At 41.4% G+C, this 23,759-nt stretch carries 24 protein-coding genes and 2 other annotated features; of the genes, 7 read left to right on the top strand and 17 right to left on the bottom strand.

The genetic code is table 11. From position 1 onward, the window contains the following. Positions 1–76: 76 nt before the first annotated feature. Both pyc and J7I96_RS27325 read right to left on the bottom strand, forming a co-directional pair. Positions 77–3,514, bottom strand: a complete 3,438-nt coding sequence (pyc, locus tag J7I96_RS27330; RefSeq protein ID WP_214922927.1) for a pyruvate carboxylase — start codon at positions 3,512–3,514, stop codon at positions 77–79. Positions 3,515–4,136: 622 nt separating this feature from the next. Beyond that, a complete protein-coding gene (locus J7I96_RS27325; protein WP_214768681.1) occupies positions 4,137–4,418 on the bottom strand; it encodes an Fpa/YlaN family protein in 282 nt (93 codons plus the stop codon). A 221-nt stretch (positions 4,419–4,639) separates the two neighbouring features. On the opposite strand from J7I96_RS27325, the gene J7I96_RS27320 reads away from it, so the two are divergent. Continuing rightward, complete coding sequence (locus J7I96_RS27320; RefSeq protein ID WP_214768682.1) at positions 4,640–5,143, top strand: peptidyl-prolyl cis-trans isomerase; 504 nt, start codon at positions 4,640–4,642, stop codon at positions 5,141–5,143. 56 nt (positions 5,144–5,199) lie between these two features. Here the strand turns inward: J7I96_RS27320 and J7I96_RS27315 are convergent, their stop codons facing one another. Further along, positions 5,200–6,531, bottom strand: coding sequence for a PhoH family protein (locus J7I96_RS27315; RefSeq protein WP_214768684.1), 1,332 nt, complete (start codon positions 6,529–6,531; stop codon positions 5,200–5,202). Between the two features lie 264 nt (positions 6,532–6,795). Here J7I96_RS27315 and J7I96_RS27310 point away from each other — a divergent pair, with 264 nt between their 5' ends. The 3 genes from J7I96_RS27310 (at position 6,796) to J7I96_RS27300 (ending at position 8,095) form a co-directional block, all read left to right on the top strand. Then, positions 6,796–7,395, top strand: a complete 600-nt coding sequence (locus J7I96_RS27310; RefSeq protein WP_214768691.1) for a YhcN/YlaJ family sporulation lipoprotein — start codon at positions 6,796–6,798, stop codon at positions 7,393–7,395. Positions 7,396–7,540: 145 nt separating this feature from the next. Then, positions 7,541–7,741 carry a YlaI family protein gene (locus J7I96_RS27305; protein WP_072272690.1) on the top strand — a complete coding sequence of 67 codons (201 nt, stop codon included), beginning with the start codon at positions 7,541–7,543 and terminating at the stop codon, positions 7,739–7,741. 57 nt (positions 7,742–7,798) lie between these two features. Continuing rightward, positions 7,799–8,095, top strand: a complete 297-nt coding sequence (locus J7I96_RS27300; RefSeq protein WP_214768693.1) for a hypothetical protein — start codon at positions 7,799–7,801, stop codon at positions 8,093–8,095. Between the two features lie 104 nt (positions 8,096–8,199). On the opposite strand, the gene J7I96_RS27295 is transcribed toward J7I96_RS27300, so the two are convergent. From J7I96_RS27295 to typA, 3 genes are read right to left on the bottom strand one after another with little or no spacing between them, the layout of a single operon-like run. Further along, positions 8,200–8,484: a hypothetical protein gene (locus J7I96_RS27295; protein WP_214768695.1), complete on the bottom strand. Its 285-nt coding sequence runs from the start codon at positions 8,482–8,484 to the stop codon at positions 8,200–8,202. A 4-nt stretch (positions 8,485–8,488) separates the two neighbouring features. Beyond that, entirely contained in the window at positions 8,489–8,797 is a 309-nt protein-coding gene (locus J7I96_RS27290) for a YlaH-like family protein (RefSeq protein ID WP_214768697.1), read from the bottom strand. A gap of 22 nt (positions 8,798–8,819) precedes the next feature. After that, positions 8,820–10,631, bottom strand: coding sequence for a translational GTPase TypA (gene typA, locus J7I96_RS27285; protein ID WP_215048212.1), 1,812 nt, complete (start codon positions 10,629–10,631; stop codon positions 8,820–8,822). Between the two features lie 129 nt (positions 10,632–10,760). On the opposite strand from typA, the gene J7I96_RS27280 reads away from it, so the two are divergent. Next, positions 10,761–10,943 (top strand): YlaF family protein, encoded by a 183-nt coding sequence (locus tag J7I96_RS27280; protein ID WP_034314013.1) that lies wholly within the window; start codon positions 10,761–10,763, stop codon positions 10,941–10,943. An 88-nt stretch (positions 10,944–11,031) separates the two neighbouring features. Here the strand turns inward: J7I96_RS27280 and J7I96_RS27275 are convergent, their stop codons facing one another. Then, positions 11,032–11,835: an inositol monophosphatase family protein gene (locus J7I96_RS27275; protein ID WP_214768705.1), complete on the bottom strand. Its 804-nt coding sequence runs from the start codon at positions 11,833–11,835 to the stop codon at positions 11,032–11,034. Positions 11,836–12,231: 396 nt separating this feature from the next. Continuing rightward, on the bottom strand, positions 12,232–12,429 hold the full coding sequence (locus J7I96_RS27270) for a hypothetical protein (protein WP_034314018.1): 198 nt from the start codon (positions 12,427–12,429) through the stop codon (positions 12,232–12,234). 194 nt (positions 12,430–12,623) lie between these two features. Between J7I96_RS27270 and J7I96_RS27265 the strand changes: the two genes are divergently transcribed. After that, positions 12,624–13,244 (top strand): YktB family protein, encoded by a 621-nt coding sequence (locus J7I96_RS27265; RefSeq protein ID WP_214922925.1) that lies wholly within the window; start codon positions 12,624–12,626, stop codon positions 13,242–13,244. Positions 13,245–13,409: 165 nt separating this feature from the next. Here the strand turns inward: J7I96_RS27265 and trpA are convergent, their stop codons facing one another. From trpA to J7I96_RS27220, 9 genes are all read right to left on the bottom strand, one after another. Next, the gene (trpA, locus tag J7I96_RS27260) at positions 13,410–14,189 is read right to left on the bottom strand and encodes a tryptophan synthase subunit alpha (protein WP_214768709.1); all 780 of its coding nucleotides are present in this window, start codon (positions 14,187–14,189) and stop codon (positions 13,410–13,412) included. Then, entirely contained in the window at positions 14,182–15,387 is a 1,206-nt protein-coding gene (gene trpB, locus J7I96_RS27255; RefSeq protein ID WP_048687064.1) for a tryptophan synthase subunit beta, read from the bottom strand. The genes trpA and trpB overlap by 8 nt, the downstream gene beginning before the upstream one ends. A 4-nt stretch (positions 15,388–15,391) precedes the next feature. Further along, on the bottom strand, positions 15,392–16,006 hold the full coding sequence (locus J7I96_RS27250; RefSeq protein ID WP_214768711.1) for a phosphoribosylanthranilate isomerase: 615 nt from the start codon (positions 16,004–16,006) through the stop codon (positions 15,392–15,394). Between the two features lie 10 nt (positions 16,007–16,016). Next, positions 16,017–16,793 carry an indole-3-glycerol phosphate synthase TrpC gene (gene trpC / locus J7I96_RS27245; RefSeq protein ID WP_214768713.1) on the bottom strand — a complete coding sequence of 259 codons (777 nt, stop codon included), beginning with the start codon at positions 16,791–16,793 and terminating at the stop codon, positions 16,017–16,019. Beyond that, the gene (gene trpD, locus J7I96_RS27240) at positions 16,793–17,815 is read right to left on the bottom strand and encodes an anthranilate phosphoribosyltransferase (protein WP_214768715.1); all 1,023 of its coding nucleotides are present in this window, start codon (positions 17,813–17,815) and stop codon (positions 16,793–16,795) included. The genes trpC and trpD overlap by 1 nt, the downstream gene beginning before the upstream one ends. Positions 17,816–17,842: 27 nt before the next feature. After that, positions 17,843–18,448 (bottom strand): anthranilate synthase component II, encoded by a 606-nt coding sequence (locus J7I96_RS27235; protein ID WP_063576936.1) that lies wholly within the window; start codon positions 18,446–18,448, stop codon positions 17,843–17,845. Then, positions 18,445–19,839, bottom strand: a complete 1,395-nt coding sequence (trpE, locus tag J7I96_RS27230; RefSeq protein ID WP_214768717.1) for an anthranilate synthase component I — start codon at positions 19,837–19,839, stop codon at positions 18,445–18,447. Before trpE ends, J7I96_RS27235 begins: the two co-directional genes overlap by 4 nt. 162 nt (positions 19,840–20,001) lie before the next feature. Next, positions 20,002–20,237 (bottom strand) — a binding site (T-box leader). Positions 20,238–20,272: 35 nt separating this feature from the next. Continuing rightward, positions 20,273–20,503: a binding site (T-box leader), on the bottom strand. 69 nt (positions 20,504–20,572) lie between these two features. Continuing rightward, positions 20,573–20,848: a UPF0223 family protein gene (locus tag J7I96_RS27225; protein WP_048687073.1), complete on the bottom strand. Its 276-nt coding sequence runs from the start codon at positions 20,846–20,848 to the stop codon at positions 20,573–20,575. A gap of 57 nt (positions 20,849–20,905) precedes the next feature. Then, positions 20,906–21,865 (bottom strand): NAD(P)H-dependent flavin oxidoreductase, encoded by a 960-nt coding sequence (locus J7I96_RS27220; protein ID WP_214922924.1) that lies wholly within the window; start codon positions 21,863–21,865, stop codon positions 20,906–20,908. Between the two features lie 413 nt (positions 21,866–22,278). Here J7I96_RS27220 and J7I96_RS27215 point away from each other — a divergent pair, with 413 nt between their 5' ends. Then, positions 22,279–23,736 (top strand): aminotransferase class I/II-fold pyridoxal phosphate-dependent enzyme, encoded by a 1,458-nt coding sequence (locus J7I96_RS27215; RefSeq protein ID WP_214768720.1) that lies wholly within the window; start codon positions 22,279–22,281, stop codon positions 23,734–23,736. Positions 23,737–23,759: the final 23 nt, after the last annotated feature.

Below are 23,759 nucleotides of genomic sequence, written 5' to 3'. Positions count from 1 at the left end.
GAGGGTGTAGGGCAGCTTGAAACCTCAAGCATACCCCACATACCCTATATCATTCAGAAGGTCACAGCCAGCGATATTACTTAGTTATTTCAATCAATAAGTCTCCAGTACTGATCGCTTCTCCATCTTTCACATAAATATCCTTGATGGTCCCGGAGTATGGTGCTTGCACGGTAGTTTCCATTTTCATCGCTTCCGTAATGATCAGGTGATCACCCTGCTTGACCTGATCGCCTTTCTCGACCACTACACGAATTACCGTACCTGGCATTGTCGCACCGAGTTGTTCTTTATTTTTTGGATCAGCTTTTAGTTTTGATACAACGGAAGATTTAATGTTTTCATCCTTGATGATCACTTCACGTGATTGACCATTCAGCTCAAAATATACAACCCGTGTTCCATCAGCCAATGGCTGGCCGATTGAAACCAATTTTACGATAAGCGTTTTACCCTTTTCAATTTCAACTTCGATTTCTTCCCCTAGCCTCATGCCATATAAGAAAGTCGCGGTATCGAGGTTGGAAACATCGCCAAACAGCTCAATCGTTTTATTGTAGTCCAGGAATACTTTCGGATATAGGGCATATGCAAGCACATCGAAATCAGTGACTGACCGGCCCAATTCCTTGTTTAATTCTTCTTTAAGTGCTGCAAAGTCCACTTCTTCCAATAACTCACCCGGTCTTACCGTTATAGGTTTCTTCCCTTTCAGGATAACTTCCTGAAGCTCCTTAGGGAATCCTCCAACTGGCTGACCTAGATAGCCTTCGAATAACTCTATGACTGAATCAGGGAAATCGACGGATTTGCCCTTTGTCAGAACATCCTCTTCAGACAGGTTATTTTGTACCATGAATAAAGCCATGTCCCCAACAACTTTGGATGAAGGAGTCACTTTAACGATATCGCCGAACATTACATTGACGCGCTGATACATCTCTTTCACTTCATGCCAGCGGTCCCCCAGCCCAACTGCTTTGGCTTGTTGCTGCAGATTACTATATTGACCGCCCGGCATTTCGTGTTTGTAAACCTCGGTATGAGGTGCATTCATTCCGCTTTCGAAGTCATGATAGAATTTCCTGACCTCACCCCAGTATTCTCCTAAACGCTCTAGTGAATCGACTTTCAACTTAGGCTGTCTGCTTGAACCCTCCAATGCATAATGAAGTGTTTGTACACTTGGCTGCGAAGTCAGTCCAGCTAAAGATCCAATCGCCGTATCAACGATATCCACACCAGCTTCAATCGCTTTAGAATACATGTAAATTCCATTTCCGCTTGTATCATGAGTATGCAGATGAATCGGAAGGGATGTCGATTCTTTCAGTTCCGAGACAAGGCGGTAAGCAGCATCAGGCTTCAAGAGGCCGGCCATATCCTTGATCGCTAAAATATGGGCACCGGCTTGTTCCAATTCCACCGCCATATTTTTATAGTAGTCGATATTATACTTGCTGCGTGATGGATCATTCAAATCCCCTGTATAACAAATGGCAGCTTCCGCAATTTTGCCGGATTGACGGACTGCATCAATAGCCAATTCCATCCCTTTAACCCAGTTTAAACTATCGAAGATACGGAAAACATCAATGCCTGCATCCGCTGATTTCTCTACGAATTCACGAATGACATTATCAGGGTAATTTTTATAACCAACTGCATTTGAAGCCCTTAACAGCATTTGTAATAGGACATTCGGTGCTTTTTTCCTGAAACTTAACAGCCTGTCCCATGGATCTTCTTTCAAGAAGCGATATGCGACATCGAAAGTTGCCCCGCCCCACATTTCCATTGAAAATAAATCAGGAAGCAGTTTTGCTGTAGGTTCGGCGATATCAAGGATATCTTTCGACCTAATTCTCGTCGCCAGTAAAGATTGATGTGCATCACGGAAAGTCGTATCGGTGATCAATACCTCTTTCTGTTCTTTGATCCATTTGACCAGTCCCTCTGCTCCTTGCTCTTCAAGTATATTTTTTGTACCCGAGATAAGCGGCAGGCCACCAACATTCGGAATTGGGGCTGGATCAAAAACTGGTTTTTTCTTTTTCTCGACTCCTGGGAATCCATTGACGGTCACATTTCCGATATATGAAAGCATTTTTGTCCCACGGTCTTTTCTAATTGGGAAGTTAAATAATTCCGGTGTTGAATCAATGAATGATGTATCATATTCCCCATTTATGAATTTTTCATGTTTTACAACGTTTTCAAGGAAGGGGATATTTGTTTTAATACCACGAATCCTGAATTCCTTAAGGTTACGAACCATTTTGGAAGCTGCCTGCTCAAATGAAAGCGCATGAGTAGAAAGTTTAACGAGAAGGGAATCGTAATAAGGTGTGATGACCGCACCTTGGAACCCATTCCCTGCGTCCAGACGGACACCGAATCCCCCACCGGAGCGGTACACCATCATTTTCCCGGTATCAGGCATGAAATTATTCAATGGATCCTCGGTCGTCACCCTTGATTGAATCGCATATCCATGAGTTTTAATTCCTGCTTGTTCGGGAATCCCGATCTTTTTGCCATGGAGCTCATGCCCTTCAGCCACCATGATTTGGGATTGAACGATATCAATGCCCGTAATCATTTCAGTGATCGTATGCTCAACCTGCACGCGCGGATTGACTTCAATAAAGTAAAATTCGCCATTTGCGACAAGGAACTCTACCGTACCAGCGTTTACATAATCAATATTTTTAGCCAGCTTGACGGCTGCTTCACAAATCCTTTCCCTTAAATCTTCGGAAAGGGAAACGGAAGGTGCCACTTCCACAACTTTTTGATGCCGTCTCTGAACGGAACAGTCTCGCTCATATAAATGGACGATATTCCCATGAGTATCGGCCAAAATCTGAACTTCGATATGCTTCGGATTTTGTATGAATCTCTCTACATAGACTTCATCATTACCAAAAGCTGCTTTAGCTTCTGATTTTGCGCGATCATAAGCCTCTTCAACTTCTTCGATTTTTCCGACAATTCGCATTCCGCGTCCGCCGCCGCCTAATGAGGCTTTTATAATAATTGGAAAACCGTATTGTTCACCAAATTCCTTGACTTCTTCAACACTGGTCACAGGTCCATCGCTACCAGGGATAACCGGAATATCCGCCAGTTCAGCTTGTGTTCTAGCTTTTACTTTGTCACCAAACATATCTAGGTGTCTTGATTCTGGTCCGATGAAGATTATGCCCTCTTCCTCACAACGTTTCGCAAATTCAATATTTTCTGAAAGGAAACCATAACCGGGATGAATCGCATCGACGCCACTCATTTTGGCAATCGCAATTATGCCTTCAATATCCAGGTATGCATCAATCGGCTTTTTTCCTTCCCCGACCAAATATGCCTCATCCGCTTTATATCTGTGATAAGAACCATAATCTTCCTTTGAATAGATTGCAACTGTGTGAATGTCTAATTCCGTACAAGCCCGAAAAATCCTTATCGCTATTTCCCCGCGATTTGCCGCAAGTACTTTTTCTATACGTTTCCCCATTGCTACCACCCTAATCAATATGTATTTTTATTGAATATATAGAAAAAAAGCGTGAAAGATTTCCACCACTTTTTATTCATGAATTGATTTCCCAAATAAGGAGTCCAATCTGTTTGAGCTCATTTTATCGCTGATGTAATTATTTCGATATATTTTATATTTTCGTTTTTTACATCCGATAAAGACTAAAAAGAGCCCTATACCATTAACAAATTTAAATTTAGCTATAATAATATATTATCAATTTGATTTAACATTCAATTAATATAACAATAATACTAAAATTAACTGAATACAATAAAAAAATAAAAAATTACATATATTCGTATAAAAAAACAGGGAATTAGCTCTGACTCCCCTACTATCGATTCATTAGTGACCAAAGCCATATGACCGGAAAATCCCACATGTTCAATGCATGATTGGGAATTTTTTCCAAATAAGAAGATGACCATTGAACTTAAATCGAAAATTCAAAAGAATAAGAAAACTGAAATTGAGCTTCTGTGAATTAATTAGTATGTCACTATTGGATATAGTATAACACTATTCATTAATTGTGTATATAAATAAAAAACTCAAACAATCATCGAGATTTGTTTGAGTTAGTATGTTTTATCTATTATTTTTTTAACGATGCTTCATGCAAAACTGACAATTCCTGTTCAAGGCTTTCCAAAAGGGATTTACCCTCGGTCTCCTCTACCAAACCTAAGCGTACGGCAAAATCGATTTCTCGTGATAGGCCGAACATTTGCGTATCAAGTACCTCTTCATATAAAGGACATTGGGGCATAGTGAGATTTTCCATTTGAACTTTTATCAGTTTTAGAATCTTGTCAGCATCTGCTTTTAATAAAGCATAAGCTTTTTCTCGATGATTGACAAGCATATCAGATGCCATGTTAAATCCCCCCGCTCAGAGCGATTAAATCTTATCTCTAAATTCTACCTTTAGTTTTGTTAAAAAGCAAGGACATTGACAAACAATTTGCCATTGAGATATCACGATCACCTCTTAAATGAATATACCCAGCCATGGAATTAGTTCACCATCTTGAAGATGTGACATTTCAATTATAATTGATTATAATCATTAAAGAGCAACAGAAAGGAATGAGATATTTGGAACCCATCGTATTTATAAATGGAAAAGTGAAATATCCAATTACGCTAGATCCTGGAGTATGGATTTTTGATGACCGTAAAGTTGAAATCGATACATATTTCCATGCTGAAAGAGTCCAAGTCAATGAATTAGAAGAATATACGATTGCCGCCTCCAAACATTGGCAAAAAGAAATACAGGAAGGCGCAATAATGCCACCCACAATAAAAACGGAACGAAAGTTCGAGAAGCAAAGATTGCTGGAAGGGACTTTCGGCATTCCTTTTGAACCGTTTTTAAAAAACGCCGAACCTGAAAATGGGGTGACTGAAGTCATCGTTACAACCGATGATGAGGAGCTTAAATTCCCGTTGGCAACGGCACTTGAATTTTTCCTGGGCTTTTCCAAGGATGGAAAGCCGCTTAAAATAGCCGAGGGAGGCCCCCTGGAAATTTATTTCGGAGACGCTTCCAACATAAATGATCCGATAAAAAATGTACGGTCATTCACCGTTAAATAAGACTTCGTTCATTCTTGCCAAAAACAATCGGCAAGGGAAATTCCTTGCCGATTGCATTATAAAAGTGTAGCTGCCAGTTGTGCCAATCCCGATCTTTCCCCTTTTATCAATTTAACATGGCCGGCAATACGCTCGGTCTTGAATTTTTCCACAACATATGTCAAACCATTATTATATTCATCTAAATAAGGATGATCTATTTGCTCCGGGTCCCCCATCAAGACAATTTTGCTCCGTTCCCCGACCCTCGTCAAGATTGTCTTGACCTCATGTTTCGTTAAGTTCTGTGCTTCATCGATGATGATGAACTGATCCGGTATGCTCCTTCCCCTGATATAGGTGAGGGCTTCAACTTCGATCGAACTCATTCCTGCTAAAATCGCATCCAATTCCCCAGGTTTCTTCGTATTGAACAGAAATTGGAGATTATCAAAAATAGGCTGCATCCATGGTCTTAATTTTTCTTCTTTTTCCCCTGGCAGATAACCAATATCTTTACCGACCGGAACAATGGGCCTGGCAACCAAAAGTTTCTTATATTGTGACAAATCTTCAGTTTGCATCAATCCTGTTGCCAATGCCAATAAAGTCTTGCCTGTCCCCGCCTTGCCAATGAGCGTCACAAGCTGGATATCCGAACGAAGCAATAAATCAAGGGCCATTGTCTGCTGGACATTTCTCGGTTTAATTCCCCAAATATGCTCCCCTTCATACATCAATTTCTTAACCGACCTGCAGTTCTCATCCACTATCCCAATCGCCGAAGCTGAACTGCCCAGAGTGTCCTTCATCAACAGGAATTGGTTTGGATAATATGCATCTTTTGTCAGTTTTTCCAGTGAAAGAAAACTTTTTTCATAAAACTTATTCAGGTTATCAATCGATACATACACTTCTTTGTGCCCAGCGTATATATGATCCAGTTCTACAACGCGATCATTTAAAAAGTCCTCTGCCTCTAGACCGATGGCGTCTGCTTTAACCCTGACGAGAGTATCTTTGCTAACCAGAATGACCGTTTTTCCATCTTCCTTCGTCTCTTCTTCCAAAGATAAATTTTTCGCGACTGCCAATATCCTGTTATCATTCGTTTTCTCAACAAAAATTTCCTGAAGTTTGTGAAATGAACGGTGGTTGAGTTCAATCCTTATGCTGCCTCCATTATGAAGCGGAATGCTCTGATGCAGCTTTCCTTTTTCACGAAAGCTATCGATCAATTTCGATACTTGCCTGGCATTCCTTCCGATTTCATCCATATACCTTTTTTTTGAATCCAATTCTTCTAATACGACTGCTGGAATGACAACTTCATTATCTTCGAATGAATAAATCGAATACGGATCCTGCAACAGGACATTCGTATCTAAAACATAGATTTTTTTCCCCAATATGACGCCTCCTGCCTGCTCTATAGGATATGTCTTACCATTTACTACACTCAGCAGTTATGTAGCGGACGAGACTGTTGATAAAATATATGTTCCTTTGCATAAAGATAGAAGAACATTTACAGACTATAAAGAAAACTTCCAGCAAAGAATGCCATCCCCAACATTGATTGAACCATGTTTCACTGCATTCTATAATGGCAACAGACTTGGTCGGTGGTGAACAGGCTGGAACCAATGTAAAACATTTAAGGAGGCTGTACATTGCAAAAAATCATATTGTCGCTCACTGCTGTTCTGATGATGACAGGTTGCGCAACGGATAATAAAAATGAAGTGTCTGAAAATAATGCGCAAAACAATATAACGAAAGTCAATAATACGACCATTAAGGAAGCAGACAGGAAAACAGGTCAGCAAACAGCGGAAAGACTCACCGGTTTGGCTAAATCCATTCCAGAGGTGAACGATGCCACCGCAGTCGTCCTTGGCAAATACGCCATTGTCGGAATAGATATTGACCAAGATATTGAGCGTTCACAGGTTGGAACGATAAAGTACTCAGTGGGCGAAACTTTAAAACATGATCCTGACGGCGCAAATGCCATCATTGTCGCTGACCCGGATTTGAATGAGCGGATCAGGGAGGTTGCCAGGGATATTAAAGACGGCAAACCCGTAACAGGCATATTAAATGAACTGGCTGATATCACAAGCCGAATCATCCCGGAGGTTCCTGGTGATATTTTAACCCCAACGCCATCTAAGAACATCGAAAAGGAAAAAAATAAACTTGATGATAATACGGAAAGAAAAGAACTCGATAAAGAGCAAAATGATCAATCCAATCACTTTAAAGAATGAATTTACCCGACCCGAAATGAATCTTCGGGTCTTTTTCATACCCAACAATCAACGTTCAACTGTTTGTTTCACTTTATCCTCGTTTTACCATAAAAATATTGGTATACTTAAAAGCATATTCAAATTGAAGTGAGGTTCAACTAATATGAAGGTTAAATGTGTAATATGCGATCAAATTGAATCTATACCTGACGATAGCCCGGAAGCGAAGAAACTTCGAAACCGTCCTATACATACCTATATGTGCAATACATGTAACCAACGCATAGAAGAGCGTACGAACGAGCGGATTGCTACCGGTAACTTCCGTCTTTACCGGACGATCAAAAATGAAGATGAATGGTAGAACAACAATAAAGTTACCCTGATTGGCATGATCAATGGACTTCTGCTTGGATGGATAATGAAGTGGGTCGAAATGCTATCCGGTAAAAAAGTGTATAAGCTTTTTTTGAATTTGGATTTCCTCCCCCTAATTGGAGCCGTTTCCTGGAGTGAGGAATCATTATTCTTTTTCCACCTCCTTTTCTCACTGGCAATTACGTATAGTTACGTTTATATTCTGCATCCTTTGAAAGTTTTCAGGAAATGGAACAAATACGCACTTGCTTTTATCACGATCATTCCCGCCATCATGCTTTACTTCCCACTATCGGCGCTGTCAAAAACAGAAGCTATCTTGTCCTTCTTTCTGATTTGACAGCTTTCTTTTTGTGGACAATCTTACATCTTTTTTACGAACTTTCCCTCCCTAAAGCAATATAAAAAAAGAACCGTGCGTAAATCGCACGGTTCTTTTTATCATTACTCGATATTTTTATACTTTTCTGGCTCTAACTGAATTTGTTCTAACATGATATCAATCAATTCAATCGGATAACGCTGCTTTTTCATTTCGTCTCCCAAAAGGTACTCGACGAAATAAAAAGGTTCTGTTTTTGTAACCGAATCGATTTTCACCTGATGATCGTCTTTCAGCATCTGCATGAAAAACATTTCTGTATCGCGTGCAGCTGAATCATCAGGCCTTGCATCACAGACAACTTTGATCGTCAACCAATTGTATAAAGCATCCTGTAATGATTTCATCATCTTAAGCCTGTTCTTCTTTTCTCGAATTATGAAGACGGATCCTATAAATCCCCAGAACAAGCGAAGCGATGACTAATGCCTCCCCCATAGGGAGAAACACCGCAAAGAAAGAAAGAAGGGTACATCCAAGTGCCATTATCACATAAATGACCACATTTTTTAGCAATGGTAACTTTTTGGCAAAACCTAATTGATAGACAAGGATGCATAATCCAAAGACCGTCAAATATAAATACCACATTCCTGCTTCAGGATTTTCATCCACTCTGTACAATGCTGCAAAAAATGATAATCGCTCTTGGATATCCAATCTTTTCTCCTCCTCTTGCTATTTATTTTTCTTCAACAGCAACTTTTTTTCTTTTAGCTGCTCTTTCACGCTCGTTTTTATCTAGAATTTTTTTACGAAGGCGGATTGATTCCGGAGTTACTTCACAGTACTCGTCATCGTTCAAATATTCCAGAGCTTCTTCAAGGGACATGATTCTTGGTTTTTTCATGGAAGAAGTTTGGTCTTTATTTGCTGAACGCATATTTGTCATTTGTTTCGCTTTAACGATATTAACAGTCAAATCGCTATCACGGTTATGTTCCCCGACGATCATGCCTTCATAAATATCCGTACCTGGCTCAACGAAAATAACACCGCGGTCTTCTACTTGCATAATACCGTATTGTGTAGTTTTTCCTGATTCCATGGATACAAGTACACCTTGGCGTCTTCCGCCGACTTGACCTTGTGCCATTGGTTGATAGCTGTCAAATGAATGGTTCATGATACCATATCCGCGTGTAATCGTTAAGAACTCAGTTGAATAGCCAATAAGTCCGCGAGCTGGGATCGTGAACAGTAAACGAACTTGACCGCTTCCGCTGTTGATCATATCCAATAATTCACCTTTACGGGCTCCCATTGATTCCATGATCGAACCAGTATGCTCCTCAGGTACGTCGATTTGTACACGTTCAACCGGCTCACAACGGACACCATCAATCAAACGAACGATAACTTCCGGTTTAGAAACTTGCAGTTCATAACCTTCACGTCTCATGTTTTCGATCAGGATGGAAAGGTGAAGCTCCCCACGACCTGAAACAATCCAGACATCCGGAGAATCGGTATTTTCGACTCTTAAGCTGACATCAGTCTGCAATTGGTTTCTCAAACGCTCTTCAATTTTACGAGCTGTAACGAATTTACCTTCACGGCCTGCGAATGGGCTGTTATTTACAAGGAAAGTCATTTGTAATGTTGGCTCGTCAATACGCAGGATAGGTAGAGCTTCAGGGTGCTCGGTCGGACAAACCGTTTCCCCTACGTTAATATCCTCCATACCAGAAACGGCGATTAAATCACCGGCAACGGCTTCTTGGATTTCAACTTTCTTCAAGCCAATATAACCAAAGATTTTCGTTACACGGAATTGTTTAACCTTCCCATCAAGTTTCATTAATGAAACTTGTTGACCTACATGCATTTTACCGCGGAATACACGGCCAACGCCAATACGACCTACATAATCATTATAGTCAAGTAAAGCCACTTGGAATTGAAGCGGTTCATCTGAGTTATCAATTGGTGCAGGGATCGTTTCGACGATTGTTTCGAAAAGTGGGGTCATGTCTTCTTCTTGTTTAGCAGGATCTGAATCCAAGCTAGCAGTACCAGCGATACCTGAAGTGAAAACAACTGGGAAGTCTAATTGTTCTTCTTCAGCTCCTAGTTCGATGAATAAGTCAATTACTTCATCGACCACTTCATTTGGACGTGCAGAATCTTTATCGATTTTGTTCACGACAACGATTGGCGTGATCTTTTGTTCCAATGCTTTTTTCAACACGAAGCGAGTTTGCGGCATACAGCCTTCATATGCATCAACAACAAGAAGAACGCCATCAACCATTTTCATGATCCGTTCCACTTCACCACCAAAGTCGGCATGACCAGGTGTATCCAAAATATTGATTCTTGTATCTTGGTATTGAACTGCTGTATTTTTCGCAAGAATCGTAATTCCGCGTTCTTTTTCAATCGCATTAGAATCCATCGCACGTTCTTCCACATGTTCATTTTCACGGAAAGTACCAGATTGCTTTAGCAACTGATCCACTAACGTCGTTTTACCATGGTCAACGNNCTTAATTTCAAAAAATTCACTCCTAAAAAAGTTTGTGTAAAACGTATCACTAGTATTAACTTACATATTATATCACAAACATACTAGAAACAAATACAGAAATTATGTACAATAGATATATTAGGGGTGATATTAATGAACATTAAATGGAATTTCTTAATATTAGCGGTATTGGCAACATCCAGCATTGGCTCCATTGGCATCTTCATTGCTGAAAAAAGCTTGATTGGAATATTAGCTGCAATCGTTATTCTATGCGGAATCATGGGGTTTGGTTTCACTCAAAAGAAGAAATTACGTGAAGCCGGGAAGTTATAATATAAAAAACTCGCTGACAGACAGCGAGTTTTTTTTGTTAATTATTTCTATCCGAGACTTTTATCATGGCCGCAATCAGTCCTTGATACTAACGGCTGGAGTTTCCTGATAAGTATTTGTCAAATACTTCTTTGTGCAGCCCTGGTTTTGATACGAAAAGTGAATCGCCTTTTAAAAAATCCAATTTGTCACCTTTAATATTACTAACTTCCCCGCCCACTTCCTCGACCAGTAAAACTCCCCCGGCAAAGTCCCAAGGCATGAGTCTCATGGTTATGTATGCATCAACCCTTCCAGCGGCCACGAATGCCAGCTCCAACGCTGCCGAGCCATAAGAACGTGTTCCTCTTGCATCCCGGACTAGCGGTGCCAAAAGACTCGGGTCGATCCTCCGGTTTTCCGTTACCCAGCTTGCATTAATGGAAATGATCGCTTTGCTTACCGATGCCTCTTCAAGAGATGGGAGCCTTTGTTCATTCATAAATGCTCCTTGTCCCTTAATCGCATGATATAATTCATCACTAAAGACATCATAAACCATGCCAATCTTTCCAATGCCATCCACATAAACCCCAAGGGAAATCGCAAAATTCCTCTGTTGATGAATGAAATTCAAAGTCCCATCGATTGGATCGATGATCCAAACCGTACCTTTTAGGTCTTTAATATCATTGCCCATTCCCTCTTCACCAAAAATGCGGTGTTCTGGAAAAACTTCGCCGATTTTTTCGCAAAAAAACTTTTCTATCCCCTTATCCATATTAGTTACCAAATCATTCGGATTCGTTTTCATTTCAATATTCAACTTGGTTTTGAAGGACGCCCTTAGCCTAGTACCGGCTTCTTTCATCCATAACTTCGCATATGTATCCATTTCCTTGACCGATGCCATTATAATATCCCCGTCCTTTATGATCAGAAACTACATTAAAATGATCCTCTTTTAAAGATTAAAGCAAATATAGCTTACCTTCAAGCTTTTAACATCTTAAATTTTCCATTTTTTTAACTGATGAGGAAAGAAGGTCCCTTGACTGCCCATCCATAAATCGTAATCATGATTTAGCCAGCAAGAATATTCCCCTTTACTTGACGTTCCCCTTCCTTATAAAAGGGATTCGAGACAAAATGAAATTCCACCTTATATATATTGGACATTTAATGAAAAACGGACACATTATTTTTTAATAAAATAAAGTGTCCGTTCATCTATAATAAAATTCCTTGTATTGAAATTGATTCATTTCCTTAATTCATTCTCCTTCAAGGTCTCTCTGCAGCCAATCATTTACAAGGCTTTCAGTTTCAACAATTCCAAGCGGATGCGTTCTAGTCTTTGCTTGCATTGTGACCTCTTTTGGTCATTCTCTTCACCGATTGCTTCAAAAAGGGTTGCTAATTCATAGTCCATTTCCATTCTTAACACTGCAGCTCTATGTCTTTCAACTTCTTTAGCTTTTAATGCTTGGTTCATGACTTGTTTCATAATTAACATTCTCCCTTCGTTAATTAACGTAATTTTCTGAATTTATATTATCATATGACTTCCTACCTCAAATAGCAACTAATTTGTGCTATAACCTATAAGGAATTTTACATTGCCAACCCGAATCGTATTTTTTAAATTTTACTTTTACTTATGCTACAATATGTGCAGATATTACGGTAGGAGAGATGAAAATGAATATAGAAAGTTTTACAGCAGATGATTTTGATGTTTTTAAAATTGATGGATTGGAACCGCGCATGGATGCTTTAAAAGAACGGATCCAGCCTAAATTACAAGCCCTAGGAGAGTACTTTTCTCAAAAGCTCTCAGTTATGACCGGCGATGAAATGCACCCTCAAGTTGCAAAGCATGCTAGACGGACAGTGAATCCCCCTAATGATACATGGGTTGCTTTTGCTGCCAATAGCAGAGGTTATAAAATGATGCCGCATTTCCAAATCGGGTTATGGGAAACGCATATGTTCATCTGGTATGCCGTCATTTACGAAGCCCCTAATAAACTGGAAATCGGAAAGCATCTGGAGCAGCAGGCAGACCGATTGGTGAATAGCATTCCCTCTCATTATGTTTGGTCAATGGACCATACAAAACCTGATGTCATCCCTCATGATGGTCTTGGAGTAGATGATTTGAATTCAATGTTCACCCGTTTGCAAACGGTAAAGAAAGCCGAAATCCTATGCGGTATAAAAATATCCCGTGATGACGCTATTAAGTTAAAAAATGATGATTTCATTGAAACCATTCAAGATGCGTTTGAACATCTTTTACCCTTATATCAACTAAATTAAACACATTGGTTCCTATTCGGATCCAACAATAACTGGAAAATATAAAAGGAGAGCCAAAGAGCTCTCCTCAGACTGTAGGCAAACTCGATAATTATTGGGTTTGTCTACAGTTTTTTTAGGTTCTTTTGCCTATAAACTAAGGCCAGCCTGGGAATCTCTCCATCCCTATTTTTGCACTAAACCTTTGCTTGCTTGAATCAAGTCTCTAATTCGGTCTTCCTTGTCTGTCTCGAAGCATTCGATGATCTTGCTGCCGACAATGACTCCATCGCAGTATTGTATGGCATCACGGATATGTTCTGGAGTCGATATGCCGAACCCGGCAAGAACGGGAACCGGACTTATCTCTTTTACCTTCTTTAAATAGCCTCCAAGTTCTTCTCCGAAGGCGTCACGGGCACCTGTGATGCCTTTGACTGTAACTGCGTAGATGAAGCCCTCCGCCCCTGCGGTTATCTCAGTGATGCGCTCTTGCGGAGATGTGAGTGTCACAAGTCGGATAAGAACGATCCCTGCAGTTTTGATTGATGAAAAGATGGCTTCTTCTTCAATCGGTAAATCGGGGATGATGCACCCGGAAATTCCTGCTTGAAGACAGTCAGTCGTAAACTCTTTAAGTCCATATGCCAGGATTGAATTCGTATATCCCATTAAAATAATGGGGATGTTCACATCCTTTTTGATTTCCATTACTTTTTTCAGGACATCTTTTAAAGTTGTTCCATTTTTCAAAGAACGGATTCCAGCTTGTTGGATAACGGGTCCATCAGCGACAGGGTCAGAGAAAGGTATACCTAGTTCAACGGCAGTCGCCCCGCTGTTTTCAAGGAAAAGAAGCTGGCTCTTTAACCGATCAAGACCTCCATCACCTGCCATGATATATGGTATGAACGCTTTTTCCTGCTTTGTTTGGCATTCTTCAAGTGCATTTGTCAATTTATTCATGTTCACTACCCCCCATCAATGATTGGACCGTTTCAACATCCTTATCACCACGGCCGGACAGGCAAATCACCAGTCCTGTTCCTTTCTCCATTTCTTTAGCAAGCTTTAAACCATAGGAAATGGCATGTGAACTTTCTAAAGCAGGGATGATCCCTTCCTCCCTTGAGAGCATCGCTAGGGCTTCCAGGGCTTCATCATCGGTTACTGAAGTATATTCCACCCGATTCGTATCTTTTAAGTAACTATGTTCAGGCCCTACCCCTGGATAATCCAGCCCTGCCGAAATAGAATGTGCCTCCTGGATCTGACCGTCCTCGTTCTGCAAAACATACATGAATGCCCCGTGGAGCACCCCAGGTTTCCCTTTCGTCAAACTTGAAGCATGTAACGGTGTATTAAGTCCATGCCCTGCCGCTTCCACTCCGTATAACTTTACCGTTTCATCCTCAATGAAGGGATAAAACATCCCCATTGCATTACTTCCTCCGCCTATGCATGCAACTACTGCATCCGGCAGGGAATGAACCGCCTCAGAATATTGACGTTTTGTTTCATTCCCTATCACGCTTTGAAAATCACGGACAATAACGGGGAATGGGTGCGGACCAAGAACTGATCCCATTATATAATGGGTGTCATCCACATTAGCCACCCAATATCGTAACGCTTCATTTACTGCATCCTTCAGTGTCCCGCTTCCTTGTGATACAGATATGACCTTGGCTCCCAAAAGCTCCATCCTGAATACATTCAATTTCTGTCTCCTGATATCTTCTTCCCCCATAAAGATGATGCATTCCAACTTCAGCAAAGCACACACAGTCGCCGTTGCAACCCCGTGCTGTCCTGCACCCGTTTCGGCAATCACTTTTTTCTTGCCCATTTTCTGAGTCAGCAAAGCCTGGCCGATCGTATTATTTATTTTGTGGGCTCCGGTATGATTCAAGTCTTCGCGCTTCAGATAAATATCTGCACCACCAGCCAATCTCGTTAAGTTCTCCGCAAAATAAAGAGGGGTTTCCCGTCCGATATATTGTTTCAGGTAATAACTTAGCTGCCTTTGGAATTCTGGATCATTTTTAGATTGTTCATATACTTCTTCAAGCTCCGTAATCGCCGCCATTAAAGTTTCTGGAACGAAGCGGCCTCCATATGCTCCAAAATGTCCAGTTTTATCAGGCTGTGTATAAGTATTCATCTATTCATTCCTCTTTTCCGGCTGTATTTTTTGCCTCATTGATAAATGCTTTTATTTTTACAGCATCTTTTAATCCGTTTGTTTCAACACCACTTGCTACGTCAACTGCGAATGGTGAAACGGCATTAATCGCTTTTACGACGTTTTCCGGAGTCAGCCCACCGGCTAGAATTACCTTCTCCAATGGCAGATCAGCTTTTCGAATCATATCCCAATCCAAAGTCAATCCCTTGCCGGATGCGCTCTTAGGAAGATCGACCAATAGATAATCCGCTGGGTATTCATGCAGGTTTTCAAGGTCTTTCTCTGAATGGATGGCAAAGGCCTTGATCACCGGCAGGGGCATTCTGCGGGCAAAGCTGGCAGACTCGTTACCATGAAGCTGAATATAATCCAATCCCGCAATTTCAGCACTTTTTATCACTTCTTGTTCAGTTTGATTGGCAAACACTCCTACTTTTTTAACATGACCAGCTAGATTCGCTCCGAAATCTCCTACTATCTTCGGCTCAACCTTCCTGCTGCTCTCGGCAAAAATGAAACCAATGAAGTCTGCCCCGGAACTAACAGCAGTCCGAGCAGCTGCCAAAGTCTTTATCCCACAGATTTTCACTAACATATTAATCTCCTTATATACTCATTTGAAGTTCGGCCATCTTGTGCGGAAGATTTGATGCAGTCATGAGTGTCTCACCGACCAAAACCGCTTTTGCACCAGCAGCCTTCACACGCATCACGTCTTCTTTTGTTTTGATCCCACTTTCACTGATAATGATATGGCGTTTAGGATCAAGTAACTTCGCCAGTCGTTCCGTTACAGCCAAATCCACTTTGAAGGTCTTTAAATTCCGATTATTAATCCCTATGAGCTCTGCATTCAGCTCTAGAGCACGTTCCAGTTCGGCTTCATCATGGACTTCCGTCAATACTTCAAGCCCTTTCTTTTTTGCATATTGATATAATTCATGAAGGCGTTCTTTAGAAAGTGCTGCCACAATCAATAGAATGATAGTCGCACCTGCTTGATGGGCCCGATCGATTTGGATTTCATCGATGATGAAATCTTTGCACAACCTGGGAATTCGTATGGTCTCGCTTACGTTTCTCAAATCTGCAATTGATCCTTTAAAGAAAACCTCATCCGTCAATACGGAAATCGCTGCAGCTCCGCCCCTTTCATATGAAAGGGCCTGCTCGATCGGATTTACATTGATTTTAATGTCCCCTTTTGAAGGGGAAGCCCGTTTTATTTCCGCGATGACCGCCATCGATTTAGCCGTTTTCAAATTTTCCACCAAAGATGGTCTGACTATGTTGATCATGACCGAATCAACTAAGCCCCTTTCTTTTAATTTTGCGACTTCCACCTTTTTCTGTTCGATGATTTCCGTTAAGATATTTTCCATTACATGACCACCTTATTTCTATTGCCATAAGCAATCAGATTTTCTAACTTTTCAAGAGCCGATCCGCTATCAATGCTTTCTTTGGCCATGGAGATTCCTTTTTTGACCGTCTCTGCCGTACCATGTGCGTATAATCCCAATCCGGCATTCAATAAAACGGTATCACGATATGCACCTTTTTCCCCTTTGAGAAGCCTAAGCATGATATCGGCATTTTGTTTGGCGTCACCGCCACGGATGGCATCATTTCCGTAAACCGGCAGATCTACTTCTTCAGGATGCAGCGTAAATGGAATAATATCTCCTTGCTCCAAAAGGACGAGTGAGTTTTCCCCCTGCAGGCTCGCTTCATCCATGAACCCGGCACCATTTATGACGACTGCGCGTTTCCTGCCCAATTTATGCAGGACTTCCGCAAAAAGCTCGAGCATATCGCGTCGATTGATCCCCATTAATTGCGTGTCGAGTTGGACTGGATTTGTCAGTGGACCGATAAGGTTAAATATCGTCGGGATCTTCAGTTCTTTTCTCACTTTCATTATCCTTGCAATATTAGGATGAACAGATGGGGCAAATAAGAATGTGATTCCGTTTTCCTCCAACAGTTCCTTTAACATGCCAGGCTCCAAGTACAAATTAACGCCTAATGCTTCCAATACATCCGCACTTCCCGTTTTGCTTGAAATGCTGCGATTTCCATGTTTGGCAACCTTGACACCCGCCCCAGCAAGCACGAAGGCCGATGCTGTGCTTATATTGAAACTTTGTGACCCATCTCCTCCCGTTCCGCAATTATCCATTACATTAAGGGAGCTTGTTTGTACACTTCTTGCTTCTTTTCTCATGACTCTGACAAGGCTTGCTATTTCACCTGCCGTTTCCCCTTTGGCTTTTAAGGCAATGATGAATGCTGCCATCTCGCTTTCGGAGATATCTTTAGAAAATAGCGATTGGGCTGCTCTGCTCATCTCTTCTTCCGTCAATGTTTGACGCTCTGCTAACTTCGCTAAATACTCCTTCACCGCTAACTCCCCCAGTCGTTTTTTGTTTTATAGAATGGATTGTTCCTTCTCTGATTGAAAGGTACCGGCAATCTCATAAAATTGATGTAATAATTCCTTGCCGATTTTCGTCCCTATTGATTCAGGGTGGAACTGTAAACCGTAGAGAGGGAATTCCTGATGTTTAAGGGCCATGATTTCCCCATCATCCAGTGCCACTGCCGTCACAGTCAGTTCCTCTGGCAAACTAGCCCTTTCAACCACAAGGGAATGGTAGCGCATTACCGGGAATTGTAAGTCCTGTTTGGCAAAAACACCTGTTCCATCGTGTTCGATTACCGATGTTTTTCCATGCATGATTTGTTTCGCCCCAACAACATTCGCTCCAAAAACCGCCCCAATGGCCTGGTGCCCCAAACAAATGCCTAATAGCGGAACCTTCTCATAAAAATTGCGGATGATCTCCATACTGATTCCAGCATCTTCGGGCCTGCCCGGTCCCGGGGAAATGACGATTGCCATTGGATTCAGTTCCTCAATTTCCGCAAGAGTGATTTCGTCATTCCTTTTTACTACGATTTCTTTTTCCACTTCACCTAAATATTGATAAAGGTTGTAAGTGAACGAGTCATAGTTATCAATTAATAAAATCATCTAGTGTGAACCTCCATTAAAGCGCGTGCTTTATTTTGTGTTTCTTCATATTCCGTTTTTGGATCTGAATCATATACGATTCCAGCCCCTGCCTGTACATAGGCCTTGCCATCTTTAATGATCATCGTCCGAATGGCTAAAGCCATATCAAGATCCCCTCCAAAACCTATGTAGCCTATCGAGCCCGAATACATCCCCCGTTTACAATTTTCCAGTTCATTAATCAGCTCCATTGCCCTGATTTTAGGAGCACCTGAAACTGTTCCGGCAGGAAGGCACACCGTCAGTGCATCTAAACTCGTGTACCCTTCCCTAAGCTTTCCGCTAACCTTCGAAGCAATATGCATGACATGCTGATATCTTTGAATTTCCATTTCCTCGGTGAGGTGGATTGAACCGATTTCGCAAACCCTGCCAAGATCATTTCTACCTAAATCAACCAGCATCTTATGCTCGGCAAGTTCCTTCTCATCCATCAGCAGGCTTTTTTCGAAGCCCTTATCTTCTTCATCCGTTTTTCCTCTCGGCCTTGTGCCGGCAATGGGATTAACATGAACCGTTCCTGATGAAACACTGATTAAACTTTCTGGAGAAGACCCAATGATTGTATAGTCACCAAATTCTATATAAAACATATACGGAGAGGGGTTGGCTAATCGCAAACGACGATAAGCATCGAAAGGCTCCCCATCAAAGTCCGCTTTAAACCTTTGTGATAAAACGACTTGGAACACTTCACCAGCTATGATAGCCGATTTAGCTTCAAGGACCATTTTCTCGAATTCATCCTGACTGAAATTCGAGCTGAATTCCAAATATTCCGACGATATTTCCTTTGACGGCTTGCTTGCCTGATTTATTTTATCCTTCATTCCCAATAAACTCTTTTCACTATCTTCTTCAGCAGTCAAAAGATGGATCTTCTGGAGAACATGATCGAATATATACAGTTCTTTATAAAAAAGAAAGTGAGAATCAGGCATTTGCAATGAATCAGGAGGAACCGGACCAATATTTTCATAAAGACGAATGATATCATAGCCCATATATCCGATTGCGCCACCGTTAAATGGCGGAAGATTTGTGGGAACCTCATCTATTTCCACTAATAATTCTTTTTTTAGAAACTCGATGATATTGATGTCCTTAACGATTTGATCACCTGTTTCAATGTCTTTCACATTTACTCGGTCAGCAAGCGATGTCACCTCCAAATAAGGATTTGAACCTAGATATGAGTAGCGGCCGTTGTCATGATGCGAATTTGAACTTTCCAATAAAAACTTCTGGTCACCATCTAATTTCTGAAATATGGCAATGGGTGTATGGATATCCCCTTCAATTGTATCCATTTTAAAACGGAGTATTTTTTTTTCATCCAAATTATTCATCTCTTGATTCCCTCCCGATTCTTATGCGCTCTTATAATCTCCCGGAGGGAAAACCCTTTTGGCCAAATGACCAGGTCTTCATTTCCTCTGGATAATTTCTTTAAAAGGTATATATATTGAAATTCCAATAAAAAAATCCCCTGCAAACACAAATATGTGTCTGCAGAGGACGGTATACCGCGGTGCCACCTCAAGTTGGAAAAATGCATCATTTTTCCCTCTCAAACAAGAATTGAATTCTTGCGATTACCCTTTAACGGTGGCAGCCGAGTTTCCCTACTTATTTTCAAGAAACCACTCATAAGTCCATTCATCTTCTTATATCGTACCGGTTTCCACCTCTTCCGGCTCTCTGTGACGCATCTAAAAAGATTACTACTCTCATTCATAGATTTAATTATCATTTTCAAAAAAACGCAAAAAGGGCCCTCATCCAAAGGACGAGGAACCCGTGGTACCACCTTAATTAGCTAAATTAGCTCACTTTACGGCATTTACATGCCTATCTCCATTAACGATGAGATAATCGCCAAAGCCTACTCCGTTCATCCGTTTCGGTTTGGGGCTCGGAAGTCCATTCGCTTAATTTCGTTCACCAGTTTTCAGCAACCACTGGCTCTCTGCAGAACATCATTAAGGTACTCTTCTTCGTCACTGCCTTTATCTTTTTCTTGATTATTATGTTAAAACAATCTTTTCAGTAAGTCAATGGAGTTTTCGAAAAATTATATTTTTAATGTTTCATTTTTATCCATTCCCCGTCATCGATTCCTTTTGCCTTCTTAATGACAAGATAGGCTGAATAGGTGCTGACTGACTCGAACTCATCCGTATACTTTTTTTCATCCGCCTTACCGGGGACTATTTCCTTGAATCTTCGGTAAGCCTTCATGAATTCTTCCTTTTGTATCTTATTTTCATAGGCCTTTTCTACTGCTTCAAAGAATTTAATCACATCTACGATTTCGTCAGTAGACCAATCGAGATCCATTGGATATTGATAATCCATATCCTAAACACGCTCCTTCTAGATAGTTTTTCATGTTGTCCCGCGGACCATGCATCATCAGTCTGCCCATTTTGACCGAATTGCTTCCGCCTGGTCGATAATCCGACTGAATAGTTCAGCAGTCGATGGTACATCATGAATCAGCCCCATCACTTGTCCTGCCCAGGCAAAGCCTTCACCTTCGACACCGTCATGAATATAACGCTGATTCGCTTTTCCACTTATGTATTCCTTCAATTGTTCATATCCGCCGTTTTCTTTTTCAATATCAAGAATCTTATCGGTCCAGCTGTTTGCAATTACCCTGGCTGGTGCACCAATGGACCGCTTGATGATAACGGTATCATTTTCCGTGCCGGAAACCAAGGCATTTTTATATAATTCGTGTGCATGAACACACTCTTTGACAGCTATGAAACGTGTTCCCATCTCGATTCCTTCGGTACCAAGCGCCAACGCTGCCATCAAACCGCGTCCATCGCCAAAACCACCAGACGCGATGACTGGAATTTTAACGGAGTCCACAACTTGAGGAATTAACACGGAGGTTCCAATATCATCACGCCCTAAATGTCCTCCGCCCTCCTGACCAACTACCATCACTGCATCTGCACCAAGCTGTTCAGCCTTCATTGCCTGCCTTCTTGCGGCAACAAGCACCAGTTTTTTCACTTGAGTGCCTTTGACGTAATCTAGAAAAGGGCCAGGGTTGCCGCCGGTTACGGAAACAGCTGCAATTCCCTCTTTCAAAGCCGCTTCAAGCATGTGTTCATAAGGCCTCCCATGCTGGCCGATCGCAAAGTTCACACCAAACGGTTTATCCGTCAATGATTTTGTTTTTCTTATTTCTTCTATCAGCTGCTCCGGGGTGTCCAAGGACATGGCCGTCACCTGCCCTAGCCCGCCTGCATTCGACACTGCCGCAGCCAGGTCGGCATATGCTAAATGGGCCAATCCCCCTTGTACGATGGGGTATTGAATACCTAACAAATCGGTCACACTCGTATTCCACTTCAAACTCCTCATCTCCTTTGCATTTGTTGGTTTGTTTTATTTAGCTGATTCAATATCATTATCTTCATTATGGCAAATATTGTTTACCCGTTCAATTTTTTAACTCACGCATTCAATATTTATAAAAGGAGAATTCTTGAGCCAATCCAGTTAATACTAGGAAAATGGGCAATAATTATCGGCTGATATTTTTATTGGGCCCCTTACAACAAAGACTTATAGAAATTGTTTAAATCAGGACATTAAAGTCACTCTAGGCATTTATTATAAGACGTGCTATAATTCATATGTTTTATGTCTATCCACAAGCTTACTAACCATACGAATGGAATCGGAGAAACATACGATCATTCATAGAAAGGGAGTATAACCTCCCATATTTCGTACCTATTTTACTGAAAAGGGGCCACAAAGAATTGTCTCAGAATGAAACACCCTTATACACTGCCTTATTGCAGCATGCAAAAAGAAATCCCGTTCAATTTCATATTCCAGGTCATAAAAAAGGAAAAGGAATGGACGCTGATTTCCGTAATTTCATTGGAGAAAATGCATTATCGATAGATTTAATCAATATCGCTCCCCTCGATGATCTCCATCAGCCAAAGGGGATCATCAAACAAGCTCAGGATCTTGCCGCTGAAGCTTTTGGGGCAGATCACACATTCTTTTCCGTTCAAGGAACAAGTGGAGCAATCATGACGATGGTCATGACAGTCTGCGGACCTGGGGACAAAATCATCGTCCCAAGGAATGTACATAAATCCGTAATGTCTGCCATTGTATTTTCCGGAGCTGTTCCCATTTTCATCAATCCTGAAATAGACAAGGATTTGGGCATTTCACACGGAATCACCGTCGATGCCGTTGAAAAAACTCTGAGGGAACATAGCGATGCAAAAGGATTGCTTGTCATCAATCCCACCTATTTCGGCATTTCGGCTGATTTGCAAAAAATAGTGGAAGTTGCCCATTCCCACAAAATCCCAGTACTCGTAGATGAGGCACATGGTGTCCATATACACTTCCATGAAGACTTACCGATGTCAGCCATGCAGGCTGGGGCAGATATGGCTGCAACTAGTGTTCATAAACTGGGCGGTTCACTAACGGGAAGTTCCATATTGAATGTTAAGACTGGATTGGTTTCCGCAAATCGTGTTCAAGCCATATTGAGCATGCTCACAACCACCTCAACCTCCTATATCCTTCTGGCTTCCTTGGATACGGCTAGAAGACAACTTGCGACAGTAGGCAGGGAAATGATCGATGAAGCGATTAATCTCGCAGGGTATATCCGTGAGGCCGTTAATGAGATTCCTTATCTTTACTGTGTCGGCAGCGAAATTCTCGAGAGTGAGGCAGCCTTTAGTTATGATCCGACAAAATTGATCATATCCATCAAGGAATTGAATATTACCGGATACGACGTTGAGAAATGGCTTCGTGAAAAGCATAATATCGAAGTGGAACTTTCCGACTTGTACAATATTCTTTGCCTGATAACACCTGGAGACACAAAAACAGAAGCGGACCTGCTGATCGCTGCCCTTAGAGACCTAGCGGATGAGTTTAAGGAAATGGCGGCTGAACATGAAAAGATCGAAGTCCTGCTTCCTGATACACCACCGCTGGCTTTATCACCCAGGGAGGCATTTTATGCAGAAACCGAAGTGGTTCCCATTGGGGAATCTGTCGGCAAAATCAGCGCTGAATTCATCATGGTTTACCCTCCTGGAATCCCGATCTTCATTCCAGGAGAATTGATTACTGAAGATAATATCAATTACATCCGGAAAAACATCGAGGCCGGACTTCCGGTTCAAGGCCCTGAGGACCCGGAAATAAAACATTTACGCATCATAAAAAATTGATTGATCCCATCAAACCAGAGCAG

This window comes from Bacillus sp. ISL-78, assembly GCF_018613455.1.
Classification (GTDB): domain Bacteria; phylum Bacillota; class Bacilli; order Bacillales; family DSM-1321; genus Peribacillus; species Peribacillus frigoritolerans.
Note: the sequence above shows the minus strand (reverse complement) of the source record. Positions and strands in the feature narration are given on the sequence as shown.